Origin of the sequence: Fibrobacter sp. UWH5, from assembly GCF_900142505.1 — a bacterium.
In the GTDB taxonomy this organism is placed as follows: Bacteria; Fibrobacterota; Fibrobacteria; order Fibrobacterales; family Fibrobacteraceae; genus Fibrobacter.
In genome coordinates this window covers 78,508-95,982 of the sequence record NZ_FRBB01000010.1, presented here as the reverse complement: position 1 = coordinate 95,982, position 17,475 = coordinate 78,508, and the positions used below count along the sequence as shown (strand labels likewise).

Genomic DNA, 17,475 nt, shown 5'->3' with positions numbered 1-17,475 from the left:
ATTACTCATACTGAGGCATGGTCCATACAGTCGGCATGGACGGTTCTTCAGTATTGGAGTGATCCAAGTTGAAGCCCTTCTTGGCATCGAAACCGCTAACGACACCCTTAATGCCAGTCAGGCATTTTTCAGGTTCGCTACAAGCGGTATTCTTGATCAGAAGCACATTGCCATAAACATCCCAGACACCGGAATTGTTAAGGACGGTGGTGTTGCCCTTCTTGGAGTCGACACTGTACTTGCCGGAATCCTTCAACGTCAAGGTCCAGTCATAACCGTCCTTGTCGGCAACCCATTCGCCAGCAATCTTCTCGTGATTAATAGCTTCATACTTGTTGCTGGAAGACTTACAAGTCTGCTGACCACCAGTGGCGTCATCCATAGTATAGTCGGTACCCACAGTCATGGTCACCAGCGGCAAATAGGAATCCTTTTCGATAAAGGTCGGAAGCATCAACAACTTGCTGCGCTGGATATCATAGTAACCAGCTTCCCATTCATCACCGGATTCAGCAACGTAGCGGCCTTCGTAGAAGGAATACTTAACAGTTGACTTTTCCTGTTTGCATTCCAAGGTCAAGCCATTCAACTTGCTACCATCGGAAATCACGTTTTCAGAAATTTTAACCTTAGCCGTTTTCAGGTCGGCATACTTGCTACCGTTCAGGGAATACTGAAGCTGGTCTTCGCTGTTCACGATGAACTTAATAGTAGCACCCTTCTTGAACAATTTCTGCAGGGAATCGGCAACGGCGAAATCAGCACCCAGGAAGCTGCCGTTCTTGCCTTCTTCAGAAAATTCCAGGACACCGTCCTTGAAATCAGAGCGGAAAGCCACCCATGCGGTATCGGGAATCCACAAGGAGAACACACCCAGCTTGGAGCCTGTAGCCAAATAAAGATCTGTACCAAACAGGGGAAGAGAATAATTCTTTTCCAGGTCTTCCAGAGTGGCAACACGTGCGCCCTTAGGCAGGTCACCCTTTTCTTCCTTTGCGGAAGAGGAGGATTCTTCTGCTACAGAGGAGGAAGATTCTTCGACGCTGCTGGAGGAATCTTCTTCACGTTCAACATTGGAAGAGCTGCTATCACCGCCACAGGCAGTAAAGGCAAGAGACATGGCTGCTGCGGCAGCAAAGACGGATAATTTCTTCATTGAAAAACCTCAATTTTCTTTTCAACAAAGAATATAAACTAAAAATTTACATTATGCAAAGGGGTTTCCCGGATTATACCCCAAATCGCGGCGTGCGGAGTCAATTTCGGGAACAGCATCATAAAGAAAGCCAGCCAGAGCCTGTTCTGCCGTTACGGGACGGCCCCCAATCCAGCTTTTCAGTACAGCCACCTTTCGGGCAATCCACCAGGGAATGGGAATCATCAAATGTCGCTTGCCAGCGGCAGCCAATATTTTTTTAGCCATTTGAGCCATGGATATGGGAGTGGAGCCAGCCAAAGCGTAAGTCTTGCCACGAGTATATTCCGAAAGACCAGCCGCCACGATACCCTTTACAAGGTCAACGCTCCGGACCGGACGCTTCAAGGACTTTCCGCCCCCCGGTAAAAAATAAACAGGGAAACGTTTTACATAGGCGGCAAACATATTGTATTCAATTCCGCCACCATCTCCGATTACAAGGGTAGGACGCACAATGGTCCAACGCAAGCCGTGTTCCCCTGCGGCCTTTACATAGGACTCCCCTTTTAATTTACTTTGTCCGTAAGCAGTCAGTATAGGATAAGTAACGGATATACTGGAAACATACAGAAAACGTTTAACCTTTGCTTCAAGAGCCGCGTCAACAACGTTCTTGGTCCCCTGAAAATTCACAAAGTCAAAGGCACCCGCTTTTGTAGAAAGAAGTATTGCCGCCAGGTGGTAAACCACGTCTACCCCATCAAAGGCAGCTCTCATGGTTTCGGGTTTAGTAACATCCCCATAAAAAACTTCAACTTCCTTCGGCAACGAACTAGCCAAAGTATCGCCCGGAAGAGTCAAGACACGCACACACACATTCTGTGCCATGAGTTCCCGACATAGCGCCTTCCCTACGACGCCAGCACCCCCCGTCACCAAAGCAAGCATTGCTAGGCTTCCAGCAAATACCGGATATCTTGAACCTTGCGGGCAAGGTTTTCATCGATACCCATCTGCTTTTTCAAAGACTGGATGGCGGCGATAACTGTGGCGTAGTCACGGTTGAAAGTTGCCCCAATATTCTGGAGAGATTCCGTCGTCATTTCACGGCAAAGGAACATGGCCACCTTACGGGGCAAGGCAATGCCAGCATCCTGGCGCTTGCTCCCCAAGGAAATCAAGTCCGTTTCAAATTCAAAAGCCACCGTTTCGGCAATGCTCTTCAAGGTCAACGCCTCACGAGCAGAGGAATCGTTAGGTGCAGTCAAGCGACGTACCGCATTCAAATCCAGATTTTCCTGACAGAAACGGTTCATGGCGCCAAGCCAATGAAGCATACCTTCAAGTACACGAACATTCTGACGACGCGGAATAGAGAGGAATCTATAGATTTCTTCCCTGTCTCGATCTGCAAAGGGAACAGAAACACCCATCTTCTGGATAAGTCGCATTCTTGTCTGCAGATCAGGTTCATCAATTCCTACGGCGACACAAGATTCAATGGGAGCCAAAAGCTTAGTGGATATACAGCGGATTCCCGAGGAAACGCATTTCTTTGCATCTTCCTTGGTATCTGCGATGGTAAACTTTGACGGATGGCAATCGCAGGAAAGGACAACCTGCTTACCCACTGCACGAAGATGACGAATCAGGATCGCAAGGCGTTCCTGGGACCGAATACCCCTTTCAAGTAGCTGGACATCATCCAGCAGGAGGATATCGCAATTTTCGTACTTATCCTGAAAGGCTTCGGCCAGCTCACGCACGTTTCCCGTTTTCTTTTTCAGAGCATTGGCCGTTGCTGTCGCATCACGCAAGAAATCATAGGCGTGGCAGTAAACAATCCTTGCCTCGGGACGATTCTTCTGAATACTTGCGGCAATGGACTGCAAAAGATGTGTTTTACCAAGGCCAGAATCGCCATATACAAACAGCGGATTCAAGGCAGGGTCGCCAGGATTCTCGGAAACAGATTTGCAAGCCTTATAGGCGGTCGAATTACTTTCACCTTCAATAAAATTCTCAAAGGTATAGGCCGCATAAAGATTTAGCTTAGGTCTACGTTTTACAACCTTTTTGGGGCGGGCAATAACAGGACGCGGAGGCACCGGGGCCGAAAAACTCATTTCGGGAACGGGAGCCGTGGGTGCCACCTGACGAATACGGTAATCAACAAATTCTGTGCCGAATACAGACCTGAAAGCCTTACGAAGAATGTCGCCGTAATGGGTATTGATCCAGTTTTCGCGCAGTTCGTCAGGAACGGTCAGAAGTGCATAGCCATCGCGCACCCCATCAAACCCGACTGCATCGAGAATAGTAAGCCCAAAATAGTCGTTGCATTCTTGACGCACCAAGTCCAGCACAGACTTCCAGGGCGACTCAACAACATCAAAAATAGAAACAGTATTCGACACGCAAAACCAAAGTAAGAAAAACTACAAACGTGGTCTAAAGTTAAGTAAAGGGCTCCAGGATTGAGCCCTTACCATAAATTTTTCTTATAAAACGCGTTTTTTCAATCAAAAAAGGCAAAAAAAAATTTTTACCTCAAAATCCACCGTTCTATCCAATTTACGCACTCAATTAATCACGCATCAATCAAAACTGCACCACACTAAAAAACACAACTTATCAACAGAAAAATTTTGAACTATCTCTTGACAAAAAAAACGCCCTTTCCAAGGGAGCAAAAAACATCTAATCTTAAAGCATATAAAAAAATAACCTGCCCTTTTTAAGCAGATTTCGCCATTTTTTACGGAATTCCTTGAAATTCAACGAGTTAGAACTATTGTTCTTCGTGGTGGTCCATTTTAGACTGAAGAGTCTCGATCCGGTGTTCCAGCATGGCCTCGATTTCAGGCAGAAGGCGGTCCTTAATGCGATCCAGATACAGGCACTGGAGCTGAATCATACGATTGCGGTGCTTGCCGGCATGTTCCTGAATCCAATGGCTTACGGCAACCTGACGGTCAAGCATTTTCTCTTGCAGAGTCTGCCTGATATAGGTGGTCTGCACGGCCATATAACGCTGCATATTAAAGGGAAGCTTATAAGTCCTGATGAACTGCTTTAGTAGTTCCAGCAGGGAAAGATGCTGATCCTTATGTTCCTGGATGAATTTTTTCAGTTCATCCAGGTGGCTGGCAAAAAACGGAACAATAGCCTTATCATCAATTTGATAAAGCTCTAGCTCGTCCTGTTTTTTGGTAGCTTCGTCTACGGCCATGCTTTAAATTTATCAAATATTCCTATTTATTGGGGAATTTCTTCACAAAAAAGCAGAATTTAGCATTTTCAGAAGAAATTTTTACACCTTCCGGTAAGAAGATTCTTCCCTCAGTTCCCGGATTCAGACGGTCGGCAGCGCCTCCCCTAAAATCATTCATGGAAACCACTTCACAGGGGGCCATTTCAGAGGGGGTCATCAACAACAGGGAATCATCCATCGTAAACGGATTCTTCACATTGACGCGGCAGGAACGGGTATCAGGATCATAATCAAGAACCTGGGCGGCCACACAACCGGCATCGGCGTCCAGATGGGTCGATTCATAGTTCTGGGGCAGCGGTCCCTTCATGAAACCCGTCATAAAACCACGACCGTCCAGGAAGGAAATCGCCTCGCGAGCCACATCGGGAATACTCATTTCCTGACCGGCCTGGGCCTGGGCATAGCAGGCGTCAATGGCAAGACGGTAGGCGCGAACCACCTGACTCAGATAATAGACAGACTTGGTTCGACCCTCAATCTTGAAAGATTCCAGATTGTTCTTCATCAATTCGGGAATCACATCCATGGCGCAAAGATCACGGCTGCTCATGAAATAGGTACCCCAGGTATCCTCATCCAGAGCGATGGGATCCAGTTCCGGGCGGTCTGTACGCTGCAAGGTGAAATTGCCTTCATGTTCGCGGTAATCTTCCACCTGAGGACCTTCATTGGCATATAGGCGGTAAGGCATGCGGCAGGAGTTGTCACAGGCACCCTGATTAGCGTCACGATGAGTCACCCAGTTAGACAGCATGCAACGGCCAGACATAGACATGCATACAGCACCATGCACGAACACTTCCAGTTCAAGCCCCGGATTCTTTTCCTTGATTTCAAGGACTTCGGGCAGGCGAAGTTCGCGGCTCAGAATCACGCGGGTACAACCCAAATCATGCCAAAATTTTGCCGTAATGTAGTTCGTGGTGTTGGCCTGTACAGACACATGAACTTCTACGTTGGGGCGCACCTGGCGAAGCCAACCGATAATACCGGCATCGGCAACGATAAGCGCATCGGGGCCCTTGTCGATTGCGGCCAGAAGAGCGTTCTGGAAAGCCTCCACCTTGGTATTGCGGGCAATAACGTTACTGGTCAGGTAGAATTTCTTGCCCAGCTTATGAGCGTATTCAATACCTTCTGCCAGATCATCCAGATTCTTAAAACCATTTTCACGAGCACGCAGAGAGAAAGCGGGCTGCCCAGCGTATACGGCGTCGGCACCATAGGCAAAGGCATACTTCATTCGGGTCAGGTCCCCGGCAGGGGCAAGGAGTTCAGGCTTGATCATAGGAGCTTACCACTTAAATCCACCGCGGAGGTAGACTTTTTCATCGTTGAACAAAGTTATTTCGGCCAGATAGAACAGGCGTTCGCCTTCGTAGCTTACAGACGGCGTCAGGGAATATTCCATCTTGGCACCATTCAGGAAATCCTTGTGAATTTTCATATGGTCCACACGAGGCGTGGTATCATTCAAAGCACTACCATAGTCCGTTCCCTTCCAATACCAGGTATTACGGAGGGAAGCGAAAATGCGGTGGTCCAATCGACCATAAACAGTCCAGTCAATAGTCTGACTGTTAGGGCCGTTCTGATTGCCAATGGGGCGACCAAGATGAGCCAACTGGGCCGTGTTCTTGTGGAAATGAGAATAGACGTAAGGTTCGATGCGGGCGTATTCCGCAATGGTACCAGCTTCCAGAAGATGTCCCTTTATAACAAAGTCATGAGCACCCTGGAGGCCTGCCATCCAAGCCCACTTGGCCTCGATATTGTCGTTCTTGACCAGGCTTACCGGGCTTTCCATATCATCCAGGAAGAATTCCGTATACAGACGGACTGACCTAAAGAGACGATAGTTGAAATCAAAGGACAAGGAACCATTATTGCTGTCTTCGGAGTAGTTGCCCTTTTCCATGAACAGCGGAGCCGTAGGAACAAAGAGCCAAGGCTTCATATTATCGTACAGCATCTGCAGTTCACTGATGCCGAAAGTGCCGTTCCCTACAGCAAGTTCGTAACGATGTCCAAACAAGTTGCGGCTTTCATCCTTATTCTTCATACTCATACTGGAGTAGATACGAAGATCGGCATAGAAAGATACAACGCGCAACGGACCAAAGGTCAAATCCATGGTCAACATGTTGTACGGGAGCGCAAACTGATTTAAGGACAAGTTATTGTAATAGCCGGGGCCCCAGTGCAAGACATCTCGACCTAAATCCAACCTGAACCAGTCATGATTAAAGGCGAAGTGTGTTCTGTAGCGGGCATAGCTTGTATATTCGATACCGGAGTTGTTCTCCTCTTTCTGAACTTCCAGGAATTCGCCGTCAAAAGATTTCGGATTGGATGCAGAATGGCCTTCATCATAAATGCGGGCATCAAGAACAAAATCAACAGAATCCGCAAAACCCCGCAGATAGATTCCACCATCAATGCTGGGCCAAACGGTATCACCCAAGGCCTCACCACCGCGATAATCCAGGCCACCCACCAGTGAAACGGCCAAGGCAATTCTCGGTTGGGCACTATCAGCACTACGTCCCTTTCCTAAAATGGATCCGCCGTGGACGTTATCATAACCCAGAAGAGCATTGCCTTCGGTCTTCAGGAAATTCTTGCGGAAGGTGGTATCGCGACGCGGGTAAGAGAAGAACTGACGCCCCTCCCCTGTTGTCACCTGATGCAATTCAAACAGCATGGGTGAATTTTCAAGCAACCGCAAATTGCGAACGTTTTCAGGAGCTACGACAGGAGATGCAGCAAAAGCTGAAACAACTAGGCTACAACAAATGGCCCAAAGACAAATGGGTTTCAAGAAATAATGTTTCATAGATGTTGATTTTTCAAGAATCGTGGACCATAAATTTAGTTTTTTTCGTCCTGCTTTTCTAGGGGACCAGTACGTTAACACGATTTCGGTCATTTTTGTTCCACCTGGAACAATTCATCCCATTTAATAGTAGGCTTACCATAAAATTCATCATTTTATTTCATCTAGACAATTCAATCAAAACATATCTTTCAAGGCAGTGTAAGGAAAACTCAATTCAAAGGGCTATTATGACATCAAGGAAGTTTTTGGGTATTTCGGCTTTCGCAAGCCTCTCTTTCGGTCTAATGGGCGGCTGTTCAGACAGTTCCGTCGATGCAAACACTGCAGAAGTACTGGGTCAGGGCGGAATCGAAGCCGGCACACAGAGCCTGTGCGGTGATTTGATTTCCCTGGTTGATGAAACCAGCAACACGACCTATTGCTTCGATGCAAACAACCAGCTGCAATATTTTGTAGACGCCGCAGGAAACACCACCAACGCCACCATCGGAGATACAACACAAACCACTCCTTCTGGCGATCCGTCCATTGAAAATCCCAGTCCCGATATTCCGGCGACCAATGTATGCGTCGATCCCGTTGACGGAACCGTCGCCATCAACACTGTCATTTCTAACGCAGATGGCAGCACCTACATGTACGACGCCAACTGCAACAAGATTATCTTGACCCAACCCACGGCCGGCACCCCTTCTACCGACACGAACCCCATTGAGGGTACGGACACTCCCGCTTCCAGCACAAGCGTCGCAGAAAATCCGGTTGGGGCCGCCAGTTCCTCTTCTACAGGCATAGCCGTTTCTAGCGGCAGCTACGAATCCGCCTCCAACGGGAACTCCCCCACCATTACCTACGCTACATCTGGCGCAACCCTCACAAATGACAACGGCTGCGTTACTGTAAACGGAGGCGAAGTAGAAATCACCTGCGCCGGCGAATATGAATTTAGCGGTAGCTACAAGGGAGCCGACGCCCAGATCCGCGTCAACTCCCCCAAGGCAGATTCCGGAGTCTACCTGAACCTTCGCAGTCTCACACTCGAAAACACCGCGGACGCTCCCATTTACGTGCAACAGGCCAGCAAGACTTTCGTGGTTGCAAAAAGTGAAACCGTAAACACTCTGAGCGACGGAAGCACCCGCACTAAGGCACACACTTACGTCAATAACAGCGGCGTTACCAAAACAGACACTACAAACGCAGCCATCTACTCCAAGGACGATATGACCTTCAAGGGAACCGGCACCTTGAACGTCACCGGCAACTACAATAACGGCATCCAGAGCTCCAACGATCTCCGCTTCCGCGGCGAAACCATCATCAATGTCACCGCCAAGAACAACGGCATCAAGGGCAAGGGCCTCGTAGATGTTGAAAAAGGCAACATCACCATCACAGCCACTTCCGGCGACGGCATCAAGAGTGACGAATGCACCGTCAACGGAAGCGATACCACTATTACCGAAGGCAAGGGCATCGTAAGCATCAAGGGCGGCTCCATCAACATTATCAAGGCCGGTGATGACGGCATTCAGGCCTTCAACTATGTGATGATTTCCGATAGCGTCTCGGTTCCTTCCATCAAGGTGAATTCCACGGGCAAAGGCATCGTTTCCGAAAACCGCGTCTACATCAACGGCGGCGAAAACACGATAACTTCCGGCGACGACGGAGTACACAGCAATCTGAATATCGACTTCAACGGCGGATTTACAACGATTACCGCAAAGGGAAATGACGGTGTCCATGCAGACTCCACTCTACGCATCACAAACGGTACCGTCTATGTAAAGGACTCCTACGAAGGCCTTGAAGCCTGGTACATCACCATCAGCGGAGGCGTTACTGACGTTTACGGTTCCGATGACGGCTGGAATGCAGCTGGTGGCAATGACGGTTCCGGCAACAGCACGCAGACTGGCGGCAACAACTGGGGCAATCGTCCCGGTGGATTCGGCGGAGGCATGGGCGGCATGGGCAGTTCCAGCGGACACCTTACTGTAACCGGTGGCGTACACTACGTAAAGACAGGTTCCGGTGATACCGACGGCATCGACTCCAACGGCGAACTGACCATTTCCGGCGGCGTCGTGGTGGTAGAATGCCAGATTAGCGGCGGCATGGGCGGTTCCTTCGACTCTGACGGCACAGCAACACTCACCACAAAGACACTTCTCGGCTTCAGCAAAAGTAAGTCCGAGGCGGGCACCAGCTACAACGTAAGCTTCAACACCAACGGCTACTACGGTAACTCCAACATCGCTTTCAAGCCCACTACTTCCGGCAGCTACATCCAAGGCACCAGCCAGGTTTCTACCGTAAGCAATGTCAACAGTTATAGCAAGAACGTCACCTTCCCCAACGGAAGCACCGTTTACTACAACTAAGAAATTACCCTCCTAACCCCCAAAGGACCTTCCGATTCGTCGGAGGGTCCTTTTCCAAAAGCAGCGCACACCTCCCCCAGCAATCAAATTCCGCGCAGTTTACCCCTGAGGAAAACAAAAAAAACACCGGCTTTTAACCGGTGTTCTTTGCAAAATTTGCGGAAATATTCGCAAGGTCTAGAACGATTACATCCAGCCGCGATCAGAAGTGCCGGAAATACCGCGGATCTTAAGATCGAAGTCATCACGGTTGGTAGCGGCATTCATTGCAGTTTCAAGGGTAATCTGTTCGGTCTGATACAGTTCCAGCAAGGCCTGGTCAAAGGTCTGGCTCTGGTACTGCATATGACCATCAGCGATAGCTTCTTCAATAAGATCGTTCTTATCCTTGTCCTGGATGTACTCACGAACGGCACCGGTGTTCACCAGAATTTCTGCTGCGGGAACTCGGCCCTTGCCATCCTTGGTGGGCAGCAAGCGCAGAGAAATAATGCCCGCCAGAACTTCACCCAGAAGCAGACGGATTTCATCATGCTGGTGCGGCGGGTACATAGAAAGCACACGGTGAATAGTTTCAGTTGCGTTGGTGGTATGAATCGTAGCGAACACCATATGACCGGTATCAGCAGCGGTCATGGCAATCTGCATGGTTTCCAGGTCACGAATTTCGCCCACCAGCAAAACGTCAGGGTCCTGACGAAGAGCGGCACGAAGGGCATTCGCATAAGAAAGGGTATCTACGCCAATTTCACGCTGAGAAATAATGGCGACGTTATCCTTATAGAGGTATTCGATAGGATCTTCAACGGTAATGATGTTCACCGCTTCGCTCTGGTTAATGTAATCCAGCATAGAAGCCAAGGTGGTAGACTTACCAGAACCCGTCGTACCCGTCACCAGAATAAGGCCGCGCTTGGTCAAAGCCAACTTCTTGATGATTTCAGGCAAGTGCAGTTCTTCGAAGGGAGGAATCTTTGCCTTAATATGACGGATAACGATAGCGATGGAACCGCGCTGACGGAACACGTTCACACGGAAACGACCCATATCGCGGGCGCCCACAGCAAAGTCGCATTCCTTATTCTGTTCAAAACGCAGTTTTTGGTCACGATTCATGATATCATCCAGGAAGGAATCCATCATACCGCCATCGACGCGGATGTCGAAAGGTTTAGTCAGGGCACCGTTAATACGGTAGACCGGAGGTACACCCACGCGAATGTGCATATCAGAAGCCTTGCGATTCACCATTTCGCGCAAGAGCTGTTCAATACGAAGCTGAGCCTGTTCTGCCATTAGGTGTTACCTCCAAACTTGTCACGGAAAATCTTTTCAATTTCATCCTTACGGGCCGCAAGTTCCTGATCACCGGGTTCACGCTGAACCAGTTCCTGGTACATCCTGAGAGCGTCGGCATAAAGTCCCTGGTCAAAATAGATTTCTGCCAAGGTTCTAGTTCCCATGCTATCATCAAGATTCAGTGCGCCCCTTTCGATAGGAGCATCCGGATTCTTTACAAGGCCAGCAGTGATTTCATCGTCAGAGTCACCAGACATCAAGAAATCCATGCCGCTGCCAGTAGTCTTGGGTGTTTCGGTCAGCGCATCATCTTCCATGTCGAACAGACCCTTAAAGGCACCGGAAACTTCACTTTCCAGAGAAGCCAGGTCCGGATTTCCGGCAACGGGCTTTTCGACGAAAGAAACGTCTGCCTCAGGAGCAACTTCAGAAGGAGCCGCGGAACCAACCTCAGGGGCGACAAAATCATCATCGCCACCAAAAAGACTGTCGAAGGACTTATTCAAATCCGTTTCCAAATTACCCGATGCAGGATTCTGCAGAGATTCTTCTACAGCGGCAGTCGTGAGCTGCTGTGCGGATTCAAAATTCAAGTCAGACGATTCGGTTTCTGAATTCATGCCAGGCAAATCCAAATCATCGTCATCACCAAACATGGATGCAAATGCACCGCCCATTTCCTGAGCAATATCAGTAGATTCCTGTTTTTCGGAAACAGGGGCTTCGGGCATAGTCAATTCCGATTCAGCCAAATTAACTTGTTCAACAAGTGTATTTTCAGCCTTTTCCTCGGGCAGATCATCATCCGCGCCAAAGATGGAATTGAAAGCAGAACCAACTTCAGAATCGTCATCCATGAACGACATGGGAGAAGCGATCTGCGGATCGGAAGGTACATCCACTTCCGATACAAACTTCGGTTCTTCGGTAGTTTCTAGGGCAGGAACTTCAAATGTTTCTTCTGCAGCTTGTTCAGCCTGACCTTCGGCAAGCATGTCAACCGGAGCGTCGAAGGAGAGATTGTCATCACCGCCAAGAGACAGTTCAGATAATTCGCTGGACTTTTCAAAGAGATTTTCTTCGGGAAGTTCATCTTCACCGAAAATAGATCCAAAGGCGTCATCCACGCTCACAGGCTTATCGGCAGCGGGAGCGGCTGCGACCGGAGCCTCCGGTACGGCAGGAATATCAGACAAAGCGGAAATAGATTCAGACAGAGGTTCGTCTGACATGGAATCCAGAGATGTAGTGCTAAAGTCTGCATCGGCGGACTTTTCAAACATCGAGAAACCAGCCGGCTCGTCAGCAAGTTCGGCAGCAGGAGCAACAGTTTCTACAGGTGCTGCGGCTTCAACAGGTGCAGCCGGAGCGGCAGGTGCAGAACCAAATTCATCAGGAAGTTCATCTTCGCCGAAAATAGAATCAAAGGCATCGTCCACGCTCAAGGGCTTGTCTGCGGCAGGTGCAGCCGGAGCGGCAGGTTCTTCCAGAGCTGCAGGTGCAGCGGGTTCTTCGAAGGAAGTCAAAGAAGAGAAGGAATCATCGGCAAAAGAAGATGACTTTTCAAACAAGGAAGATTCTTCGGCAGCCGGTTCTACGGGTGCCGGAGCGGCAGGAGCTGCAGCAGAGGCTGCAGGTGCGGAACCGAATTCTTCAGGAAGTTCATCTTCACCGAAAATAGAATCGAAGGCGTCATCTACACTCAGGGGCTTGTCAGCAGAAGCTGTAGACTGGCTTTCAAAAATCTTGGATGCATTTGCTTCGGCAGCTTCATCCACAACAGATGCAGAGAAATCAGCAGCCTTGGGAGCAGGCATTTCTTCGGCTTCAAGATCATCATCTAGGCCGAACATATCCGACAGGGCGGCATTAACATCGTTGCCGGAAACATTGTCATCTGCAGGGAATTCTTCAATGGGCTTATCGATATCATCGTCAGCCCTAATGGAATCCATAACAGAATCAAGCGAAGCAGTCAGTTCATCGATTGCGGCATCATCACCGGAATCGCTGTTCGGAAGCATGGCGGCAAGAGCAGCAAACGGATCATCATCGTTAGACGAACTGCTCTCTGAAGCAAAGCCAAAACCAAAAGAGGAAGACTGTTCTGCAGGAGCGTCATCCTCCTGCATACCGGAGCTGAACAAACCTGACGAACCCATGCTTTCAGAAGCAACATCATCGTCAGAGGTTTCGCCGAAAGCTTCACCAAAGGCCTTTTCAAAGGAGCGGCCACCGGAGTTAGACTTTTCAAACAAGCCTCCCCCAAGAGATTCATCGTCAGCAGAATCATCAGGACCGCTAAAGAGTCCAGTATTAGAATTGGATTTTTCGAAAAGACCACCATCGGAGGATTCATCATCATTTCCGGATGACAGGGCATCAGAAAGATTGAAGTTCAGAGAATCGTCACCATCAGACGGAACGTCAAAGCCACCAGAAACTTCTTCGGTAGCGGCGCCAGCAACAGCAGCGGCTTCGGCCACGACTGCAGCCTCAGGAATGACATCGTATTCATCCTTCCAGAACTTGTTCAGGGGATCCATGTCATGGTAGCGACGGTAGCAGCGGTTACGTTCGGCGACATTTCCCAGGCGATCATAAGCGTCGCCCATAATCTTTTGGGCAGCCAGGTTAAACGGATCCATCACAAGAATGTTGGTGCATTCCTGTACGCAATCTTCAAATTCTTCTTTCTGAAAGAGAATCTTGGAACGAACAAGTCTAGCCGCAATATCACCAGGATAAAGGGTCAAACCACCGTTGACTCTCTGAAGAGCAGTGTCCAAATCACCTGCAGCAAGTTCCATATCGGCAAGCCAGGCAAAAATCTTGGACTTACTGTTTTTCTTGCCTACAGACTTTTTTAGAGATTCCAACGTCACCGCCATAAACACCTCTACAATTAGAGCAAAATTGCTTCGTCAGACAAAAGGACAGGAATTCCTTCACGGACAGGGTAAACCCTAGAACCGTCAGCAGTAATCAAAGCCTCGGTCAAGGATTCAGTAATTGTTTCACCCCCCACATTCTTGAGGGTTCCGGCAGAAATAGCACTATTCAGGGCAGAAAGACGTTCGCTATCTGCCAACTTGAGGGCTGCACGAGTTTCGGGGCAGCAAATAATATCCAAAAGCTTAGAATCTAACATAAGACCTTTATTACCAATTACTTACACAAAAATAATATCATTTCGCGAAAACGTTGTAGACCTAATGGAGGTATTTAAGGTTTACAAGGGCATAATCGCCATCTTTTCCGTTTCCTATGAGCAAAAACACACGTAAACCCAACTTTTCAAGCCAATTTACGTCGTAGGGCTCACAATATCCAGAGAAATTGGACACCACCAGAAGTTCGCGGCAGCCAGTTCGATTGCAAACAGACTCCATACTGGAAAGGGGGCCCAACAGGTGCTGACGATTGCTTTCGGAAACCGCCTTAGGGTCATTGGATACGCAACCCAGAATTTCGATACCGGGAATCACGTTGTAACGGTCAAACCAGTTGTCCAGAGAATCCTGGGAGCCGCCCAGCAAAATGGAACGATGACGTTTCTTGGCAAAAATGCGGTAGAAATAGTTTATCCAGAAAGCCACACGACGCCAGGCCTTGAGGGCCAGGGGGATTCCTAGAATCACGATGGAATATCCAAACAATTCCGAGGCATCGGCGATTTCACAATTGCAAGCCCTGCCGCTTAAGCAAACAACATAAGCTAAAACACCTAGAACGGCAATTAAATTCAAAGGAATCAACCGTGTGATGAATTTACGTCCATTCAAGGATGCGGTACTATACTCTCCGCACAAAGCCAAATACAAAATATTGACGACCAGGATTGTATTTAAAAATACGTTTGCATTCACATAGCCGTCGAATTCATTGTTTTCAACAACGCACGCGACAATCCAAACCCAAAAAATCGTCACCACATCCAGGAAGATTTTCCAGAACTTTGGAATCAAACGGGAGAACATGCCGATAAAGGCAGCAAACAGAATACCCAAGGTCACAAACAATGACGGCACAAAGTACAAGTCCTTGTGCTTTCTTACAAAGATAATCATGGCCTTGTAGAAATCCACATAGGATTTCCAACGGCGAGTCTTACAGCTCTGACCTTTAAAATGAAGGATGTTGGTCGCAGGTGTGTAATAGTTCTTGAAGCCAGCCACCTTCGCCCTAAAGCAAAGATCCAGGTCTTCACCGTACATGAAGAAATCTTCGTCAAAGCCATTCAATTCCCTGTACAGATCGCTACGCATGCAGAAGAAGGAACCACTGATGGCATCCACTTCGGTGACCTGTTCCGGGTCAGCGTAAGTCATATTGTAAGAGGCGAACAACTTGCTCTTGGGGAACAATGCGGCCAGGCCCACGGTCTTTGCAATGGCAGAGAACGTAGTGGGGAAAGAACGGCGGCAGGCCAGCTGCAGGGATCCGTCTTCGTTAAGGATTCGGCTGCCGGCAAGACCCGTTTCCGGATGTTCCTGCACGAATTCCAGCATCTTGCGGAAGGAATCCTTGGAAACGAGAGTATCCGGATTGATAAAGAACAGATAGGGGTTGGTAGCCGACTTTACAGCAAGATTACATCCCTTACCAAAGCCCAGATTTTCCTTGGAATCAATCCACAGGACTTCAGGGAAGAACGCCTTGATTTCTGCAGATATGGGTTCAGGCGAACCATTGTCCAACACAATGACCTGGGTATCCAAGCCTTCACTTGCGTCACGGACGGACTTTAGACAGGCAGGAATAAAGTCACAGGAATTGTAGGCGACAATAATAACGGAGCAGGAATAATCTACAGCCATGGAACACCCTTGTTTAGATTATGCCAAACCCAGACGCAGCTTAAGGACCAGGAAGAAAGCTTCAGAAATAATGCCACCGCTCATCTTGGAAGTGCCGCGGGTACGGTCGGTAAACACGATGGGAATTTCCTTGACGGTAAGTCCCTTCTTCCAAATCTTGAAGGTAGTTTCAATCTGGAAGCAGTAGCCATCGCTCTTCATCTTGTCCAGGTTCAGAGCCTGCAGGGCGCTACGACAGTAGCACTTGAATCCACCGGTAGCATCGCTAATGGGAAGACCAGTTGCAATACGGGTGTAGACATTAGCGCCATAGCTAAGAATCAAACGCTTCAGATCCCAGTTGACCACGCTAATCTTACGATCCAGATAACGGCTACCCAGCACAAGGTCAGCACCATTTTCTGCAGCTTCCAGGAAGCGGTTCAAGTCGGCAGGATTGTGGCTAAAGTCGGCATCCATTTCAAAGACGCGTTCGAAGTCACGTTCAAGAGCCCACTTGAAGCCAGTCACATAAGCAGAACCCAGGCCCATCTTGCCGGGACGGCGAAGAAGATGGATGCGGGGATTCTTTGCAGCTTCCGCTTCAACCATGTCTCCGGTACCATCGGGAGATCCATCGTCCACCACCAGGATTTCCAGGCATTCGTTCTGCTTCAAGATAGCAGACATGATCAGCAGGATATTTTCCTTCTCGTTGTAGGTGGGAACAATTACCAAACTCTTAGGATAAGACATGCTTTTGTACTCCAAAACGTTTCTAATCAAAAATCAACAGTTAAAATAACAAACATTACTTGTCGTTAATGGATTCCGCCACAGGATAAGTCTGTTTCTTGTTTCCATTCATCATTTCACCAAGAAGCCCAAGACTAAAGAACTGCACGCCCATGACCAGGGAGAAACCGCCAGCCAGCAAGAGGGGGCGAACATGCAGGGCGCCCAGCTTAATCCATTCATAGCCGAAGTAGCCACAAATGCCAAAACCGGCCAGCATAAAAATCAAGCCAAGCAAGCCAAAGAAATGCAAGGGCTTTGCGGCAAAGCTGCGCAGGAACATGAGAGAAAGCAAATCCAGGAATCCAGAAACCAGACGGGAAACGCCATACTTGGAAACGCCATGAACGCGTGCTCGATGAGCCACAGGCATTTCGGTAATGCGGAAACCCTGCCACTTGGCCATCACCGGAATAAAGCGATGGAAATCGCCATACAGGTGAATGAAGCGGACCACGGAACTGCGGTAAGCCTTGATGCCGCAGTTAAAATCGTGGAGGCGCTGTCCGCAAACTGCAGACACAGTCAAGTTGAACAACTTGGAAGGCCAAGTCTTGTGCCAGGGATCCAGGCGACGGATCTTCCAACCCGAAACCAGATCATATCCCTCATCGAGGATCTTAATCATCTTGGGAATTTCAAGAGGATCGTCCTGAAGATCGCCATCAAGGGTCGCCACATACTTGCCGGTAGCCTTGGAGAATCCGAAAGCCAAGCCAGCAGCCTTACCGCAATTGAACTGGAAGCGGAAAGCCTTCAGGAAGGAATATTCCTTCGACAGGGACTCCACCACTTCCCAAGTGCTGTCACGGCTACCATCATCAATGATAATGACTTCGTAGGTAAAGCCAGTGGGTTCAATAGCGGCAACGATTTCCTTAAGAAGATCCGGAAGATTTTCGCTTTCTTCCTTCACCGGGATAACAAGACTTAAATCCATA

General features: G+C 48.7%; 13 protein-coding genes. 1 reads left to right on the top strand and 12 read right to left on the bottom strand.

The window, feature by feature from the left end; genetic code table 11:
• Position 1: 1 nt before the first annotated feature.
• The 6 genes from BUB38_RS09710 to BUB38_RS09685 all read right to left on the bottom strand — a co-directional run bounded on the left by BUB38_RS09710 (position 2) and on the right by BUB38_RS09685 (position 7,137).
• Positions 2–1,156 carry a hypothetical protein gene (locus tag BUB38_RS09710; RefSeq protein ID WP_073160012.1) on the bottom strand — a complete coding sequence of 385 codons (1,155 nt, stop codon included), beginning with the start codon at positions 1,154–1,156 and terminating at the stop codon, positions 2–4.
• A 51-nt stretch (positions 1,157–1,207) separates the two neighbouring features.
• A complete protein-coding gene (locus BUB38_RS09705) occupies positions 1,208–2,086 on the bottom strand; it encodes an NAD-dependent epimerase/dehydratase family protein (RefSeq protein ID WP_073160010.1) in 879 nt (292 codons plus the stop codon).
• A 2-nt stretch (positions 2,087–2,088) separates the two neighbouring features.
• A complete protein-coding gene (locus BUB38_RS09700) occupies positions 2,089–3,555 on the bottom strand; it encodes a DnaA ATPase domain-containing protein (RefSeq protein ID WP_073160008.1) in 1,467 nt (488 codons plus the stop codon).
• Between the two features lie 374 nt (positions 3,556–3,929).
• Positions 3,930–4,370 (bottom strand): hypothetical protein, encoded by a 441-nt coding sequence (locus BUB38_RS09695; RefSeq protein WP_073160006.1) that lies wholly within the window; start codon positions 4,368–4,370, stop codon positions 3,930–3,932.
• A gap of 22 nt (positions 4,371–4,392) precedes the next feature.
• A complete protein-coding gene (locus BUB38_RS09690; RefSeq protein WP_073160004.1) occupies positions 4,393–5,703 on the bottom strand; it encodes a U32 family peptidase in 1,311 nt (436 codons plus the stop codon).
• Between the two features lie 6 nt (positions 5,704–5,709).
• Positions 5,710–7,137, bottom strand: a complete 1,428-nt coding sequence (locus tag BUB38_RS09685; RefSeq protein WP_254794929.1) for a hypothetical protein — start codon at positions 7,135–7,137, stop codon at positions 5,710–5,712.
• Positions 7,138–7,481: 344 nt separating this feature from the next.
• Between BUB38_RS09685 and BUB38_RS09680 the strand changes: the two genes are divergently transcribed.
• Positions 7,482–9,641, top strand: a complete 2,160-nt coding sequence (locus tag BUB38_RS09680) for a carbohydrate-binding domain-containing protein (RefSeq protein ID WP_083542065.1) — start codon at positions 7,482–7,484, stop codon at positions 9,639–9,641.
• Positions 9,642–9,827: 186 nt separating this feature from the next.
• Here BUB38_RS09680 and BUB38_RS09675 read toward each other — a convergent pair whose 3' ends face one another.
• The 6 genes from BUB38_RS09675 to BUB38_RS09650 all read right to left on the bottom strand — a co-directional run bounded on the left by BUB38_RS09675 (position 9,828) and on the right by BUB38_RS09650 (position 17,474).
• Positions 9,828–10,937, bottom strand: coding sequence for a type IV pilus twitching motility protein PilT (locus BUB38_RS09675; RefSeq protein ID WP_073159999.1), 1,110 nt, complete (start codon positions 10,935–10,937; stop codon positions 9,828–9,830).
• Complete coding sequence (locus tag BUB38_RS09670) at positions 10,937–13,831, bottom strand: tetratricopeptide repeat protein (RefSeq protein WP_073159997.1); 2,895 nt, start codon at positions 13,829–13,831, stop codon at positions 10,937–10,939. Before BUB38_RS09670 ends, BUB38_RS09675 begins: the two co-directional genes overlap by 1 nt.
• Before the next feature lie 14 nt (positions 13,832–13,845).
• Positions 13,846–14,091, bottom strand: a complete 246-nt coding sequence (locus BUB38_RS09665; protein ID WP_073159995.1) for a Trm112 family protein — start codon at positions 14,089–14,091, stop codon at positions 13,846–13,848.
• A gap of 61 nt (positions 14,092–14,152) precedes the next feature.
• The gene (locus BUB38_RS09660; RefSeq protein WP_073159993.1) at positions 14,153–15,760 is read right to left on the bottom strand and encodes a glycosyltransferase family 2 protein; all 1,608 of its coding nucleotides are present in this window, start codon (positions 15,758–15,760) and stop codon (positions 14,153–14,155) included.
• An 18-nt stretch (positions 15,761–15,778) separates the two neighbouring features.
• Positions 15,779–16,495, bottom strand: a complete 717-nt coding sequence (locus tag BUB38_RS09655; protein WP_073159991.1) for a polyprenol monophosphomannose synthase — start codon at positions 16,493–16,495, stop codon at positions 15,779–15,781.
• 55 nt (positions 16,496–16,550) lie between these two features.
• Positions 16,551–17,474 carry a glycosyltransferase family 2 protein gene (locus BUB38_RS09650; RefSeq protein ID WP_073159990.1) on the bottom strand — a complete coding sequence of 308 codons (924 nt, stop codon included), beginning with the start codon at positions 17,472–17,474 and terminating at the stop codon, positions 16,551–16,553.
• Position 17,475 lies beyond the last annotated feature (1 nt).

Excerpts from the sequence above, each read along its gene's own strand:
- BUB38_RS09710 (WP_073160012.1), bottom strand. The coding sequence starts at position 1,156 with ATGAAGAAATTATCCGTCTTTGCTGCCGCAGCAGCCATGTCTCTTGCC.
- BUB38_RS09705 (WP_073160010.1), bottom strand. The coding sequence starts at position 2,086 with ATGCTTGCTTTGGTGACGGGGGGTGCTGGCGTCGTAGGGAAGGCGCTA.
- BUB38_RS09695 (WP_073160006.1), bottom strand. The coding sequence starts at position 4,370 with ATGGCCGTAGACGAAGCTACCAAAAAACAGGACGAGCTAGAGCTTTAT.
- BUB38_RS09690 (WP_073160004.1), bottom strand. The coding sequence starts at position 5,703 with ATGATCAAGCCTGAACTCCTTGCCCCTGCCGGGGACCTGACCCGAATG.
- BUB38_RS09680 (WP_083542065.1), top strand. The coding sequence starts at position 7,482 with ATGACATCAAGGAAGTTTTTGGGTATTTCGGCTTTCGCAAGCCTCTCT.
- BUB38_RS09675 (WP_073159999.1), bottom strand. The coding sequence starts at position 10,937 with ATGGCAGAACAGGCTCAGCTTCGTATTGAACAGCTCTTGCGCGAAATG.
- BUB38_RS09670 (WP_073159997.1), bottom strand. The coding sequence starts at position 13,831 with ATGGCGGTGACGTTGGAATCTCTAAAAAAGTCTGTAGGCAAGAAAAAC.
- BUB38_RS09665 (WP_073159995.1), bottom strand. The coding sequence starts at position 14,091 with ATGTTAGATTCTAAGCTTTTGGATATTATTTGCTGCCCCGAAACTCGT.
- BUB38_RS09660 (WP_073159993.1), bottom strand. The coding sequence starts at position 15,760 with ATGGCTGTAGATTATTCCTGCTCCGTTATTATTGTCGCCTACAATTCC.
- BUB38_RS09655 (WP_073159991.1), bottom strand. The coding sequence starts at position 16,495 with ATGTCTTATCCTAAGAGTTTGGTAATTGTTCCCACCTACAACGAGAAG.
- BUB38_RS09650 (WP_073159990.1), bottom strand. The coding sequence starts at position 17,474 with ATGGATTTAAGTCTTGTTATCCCGGTGAAGGAAGAAAGCGAAAATCTT.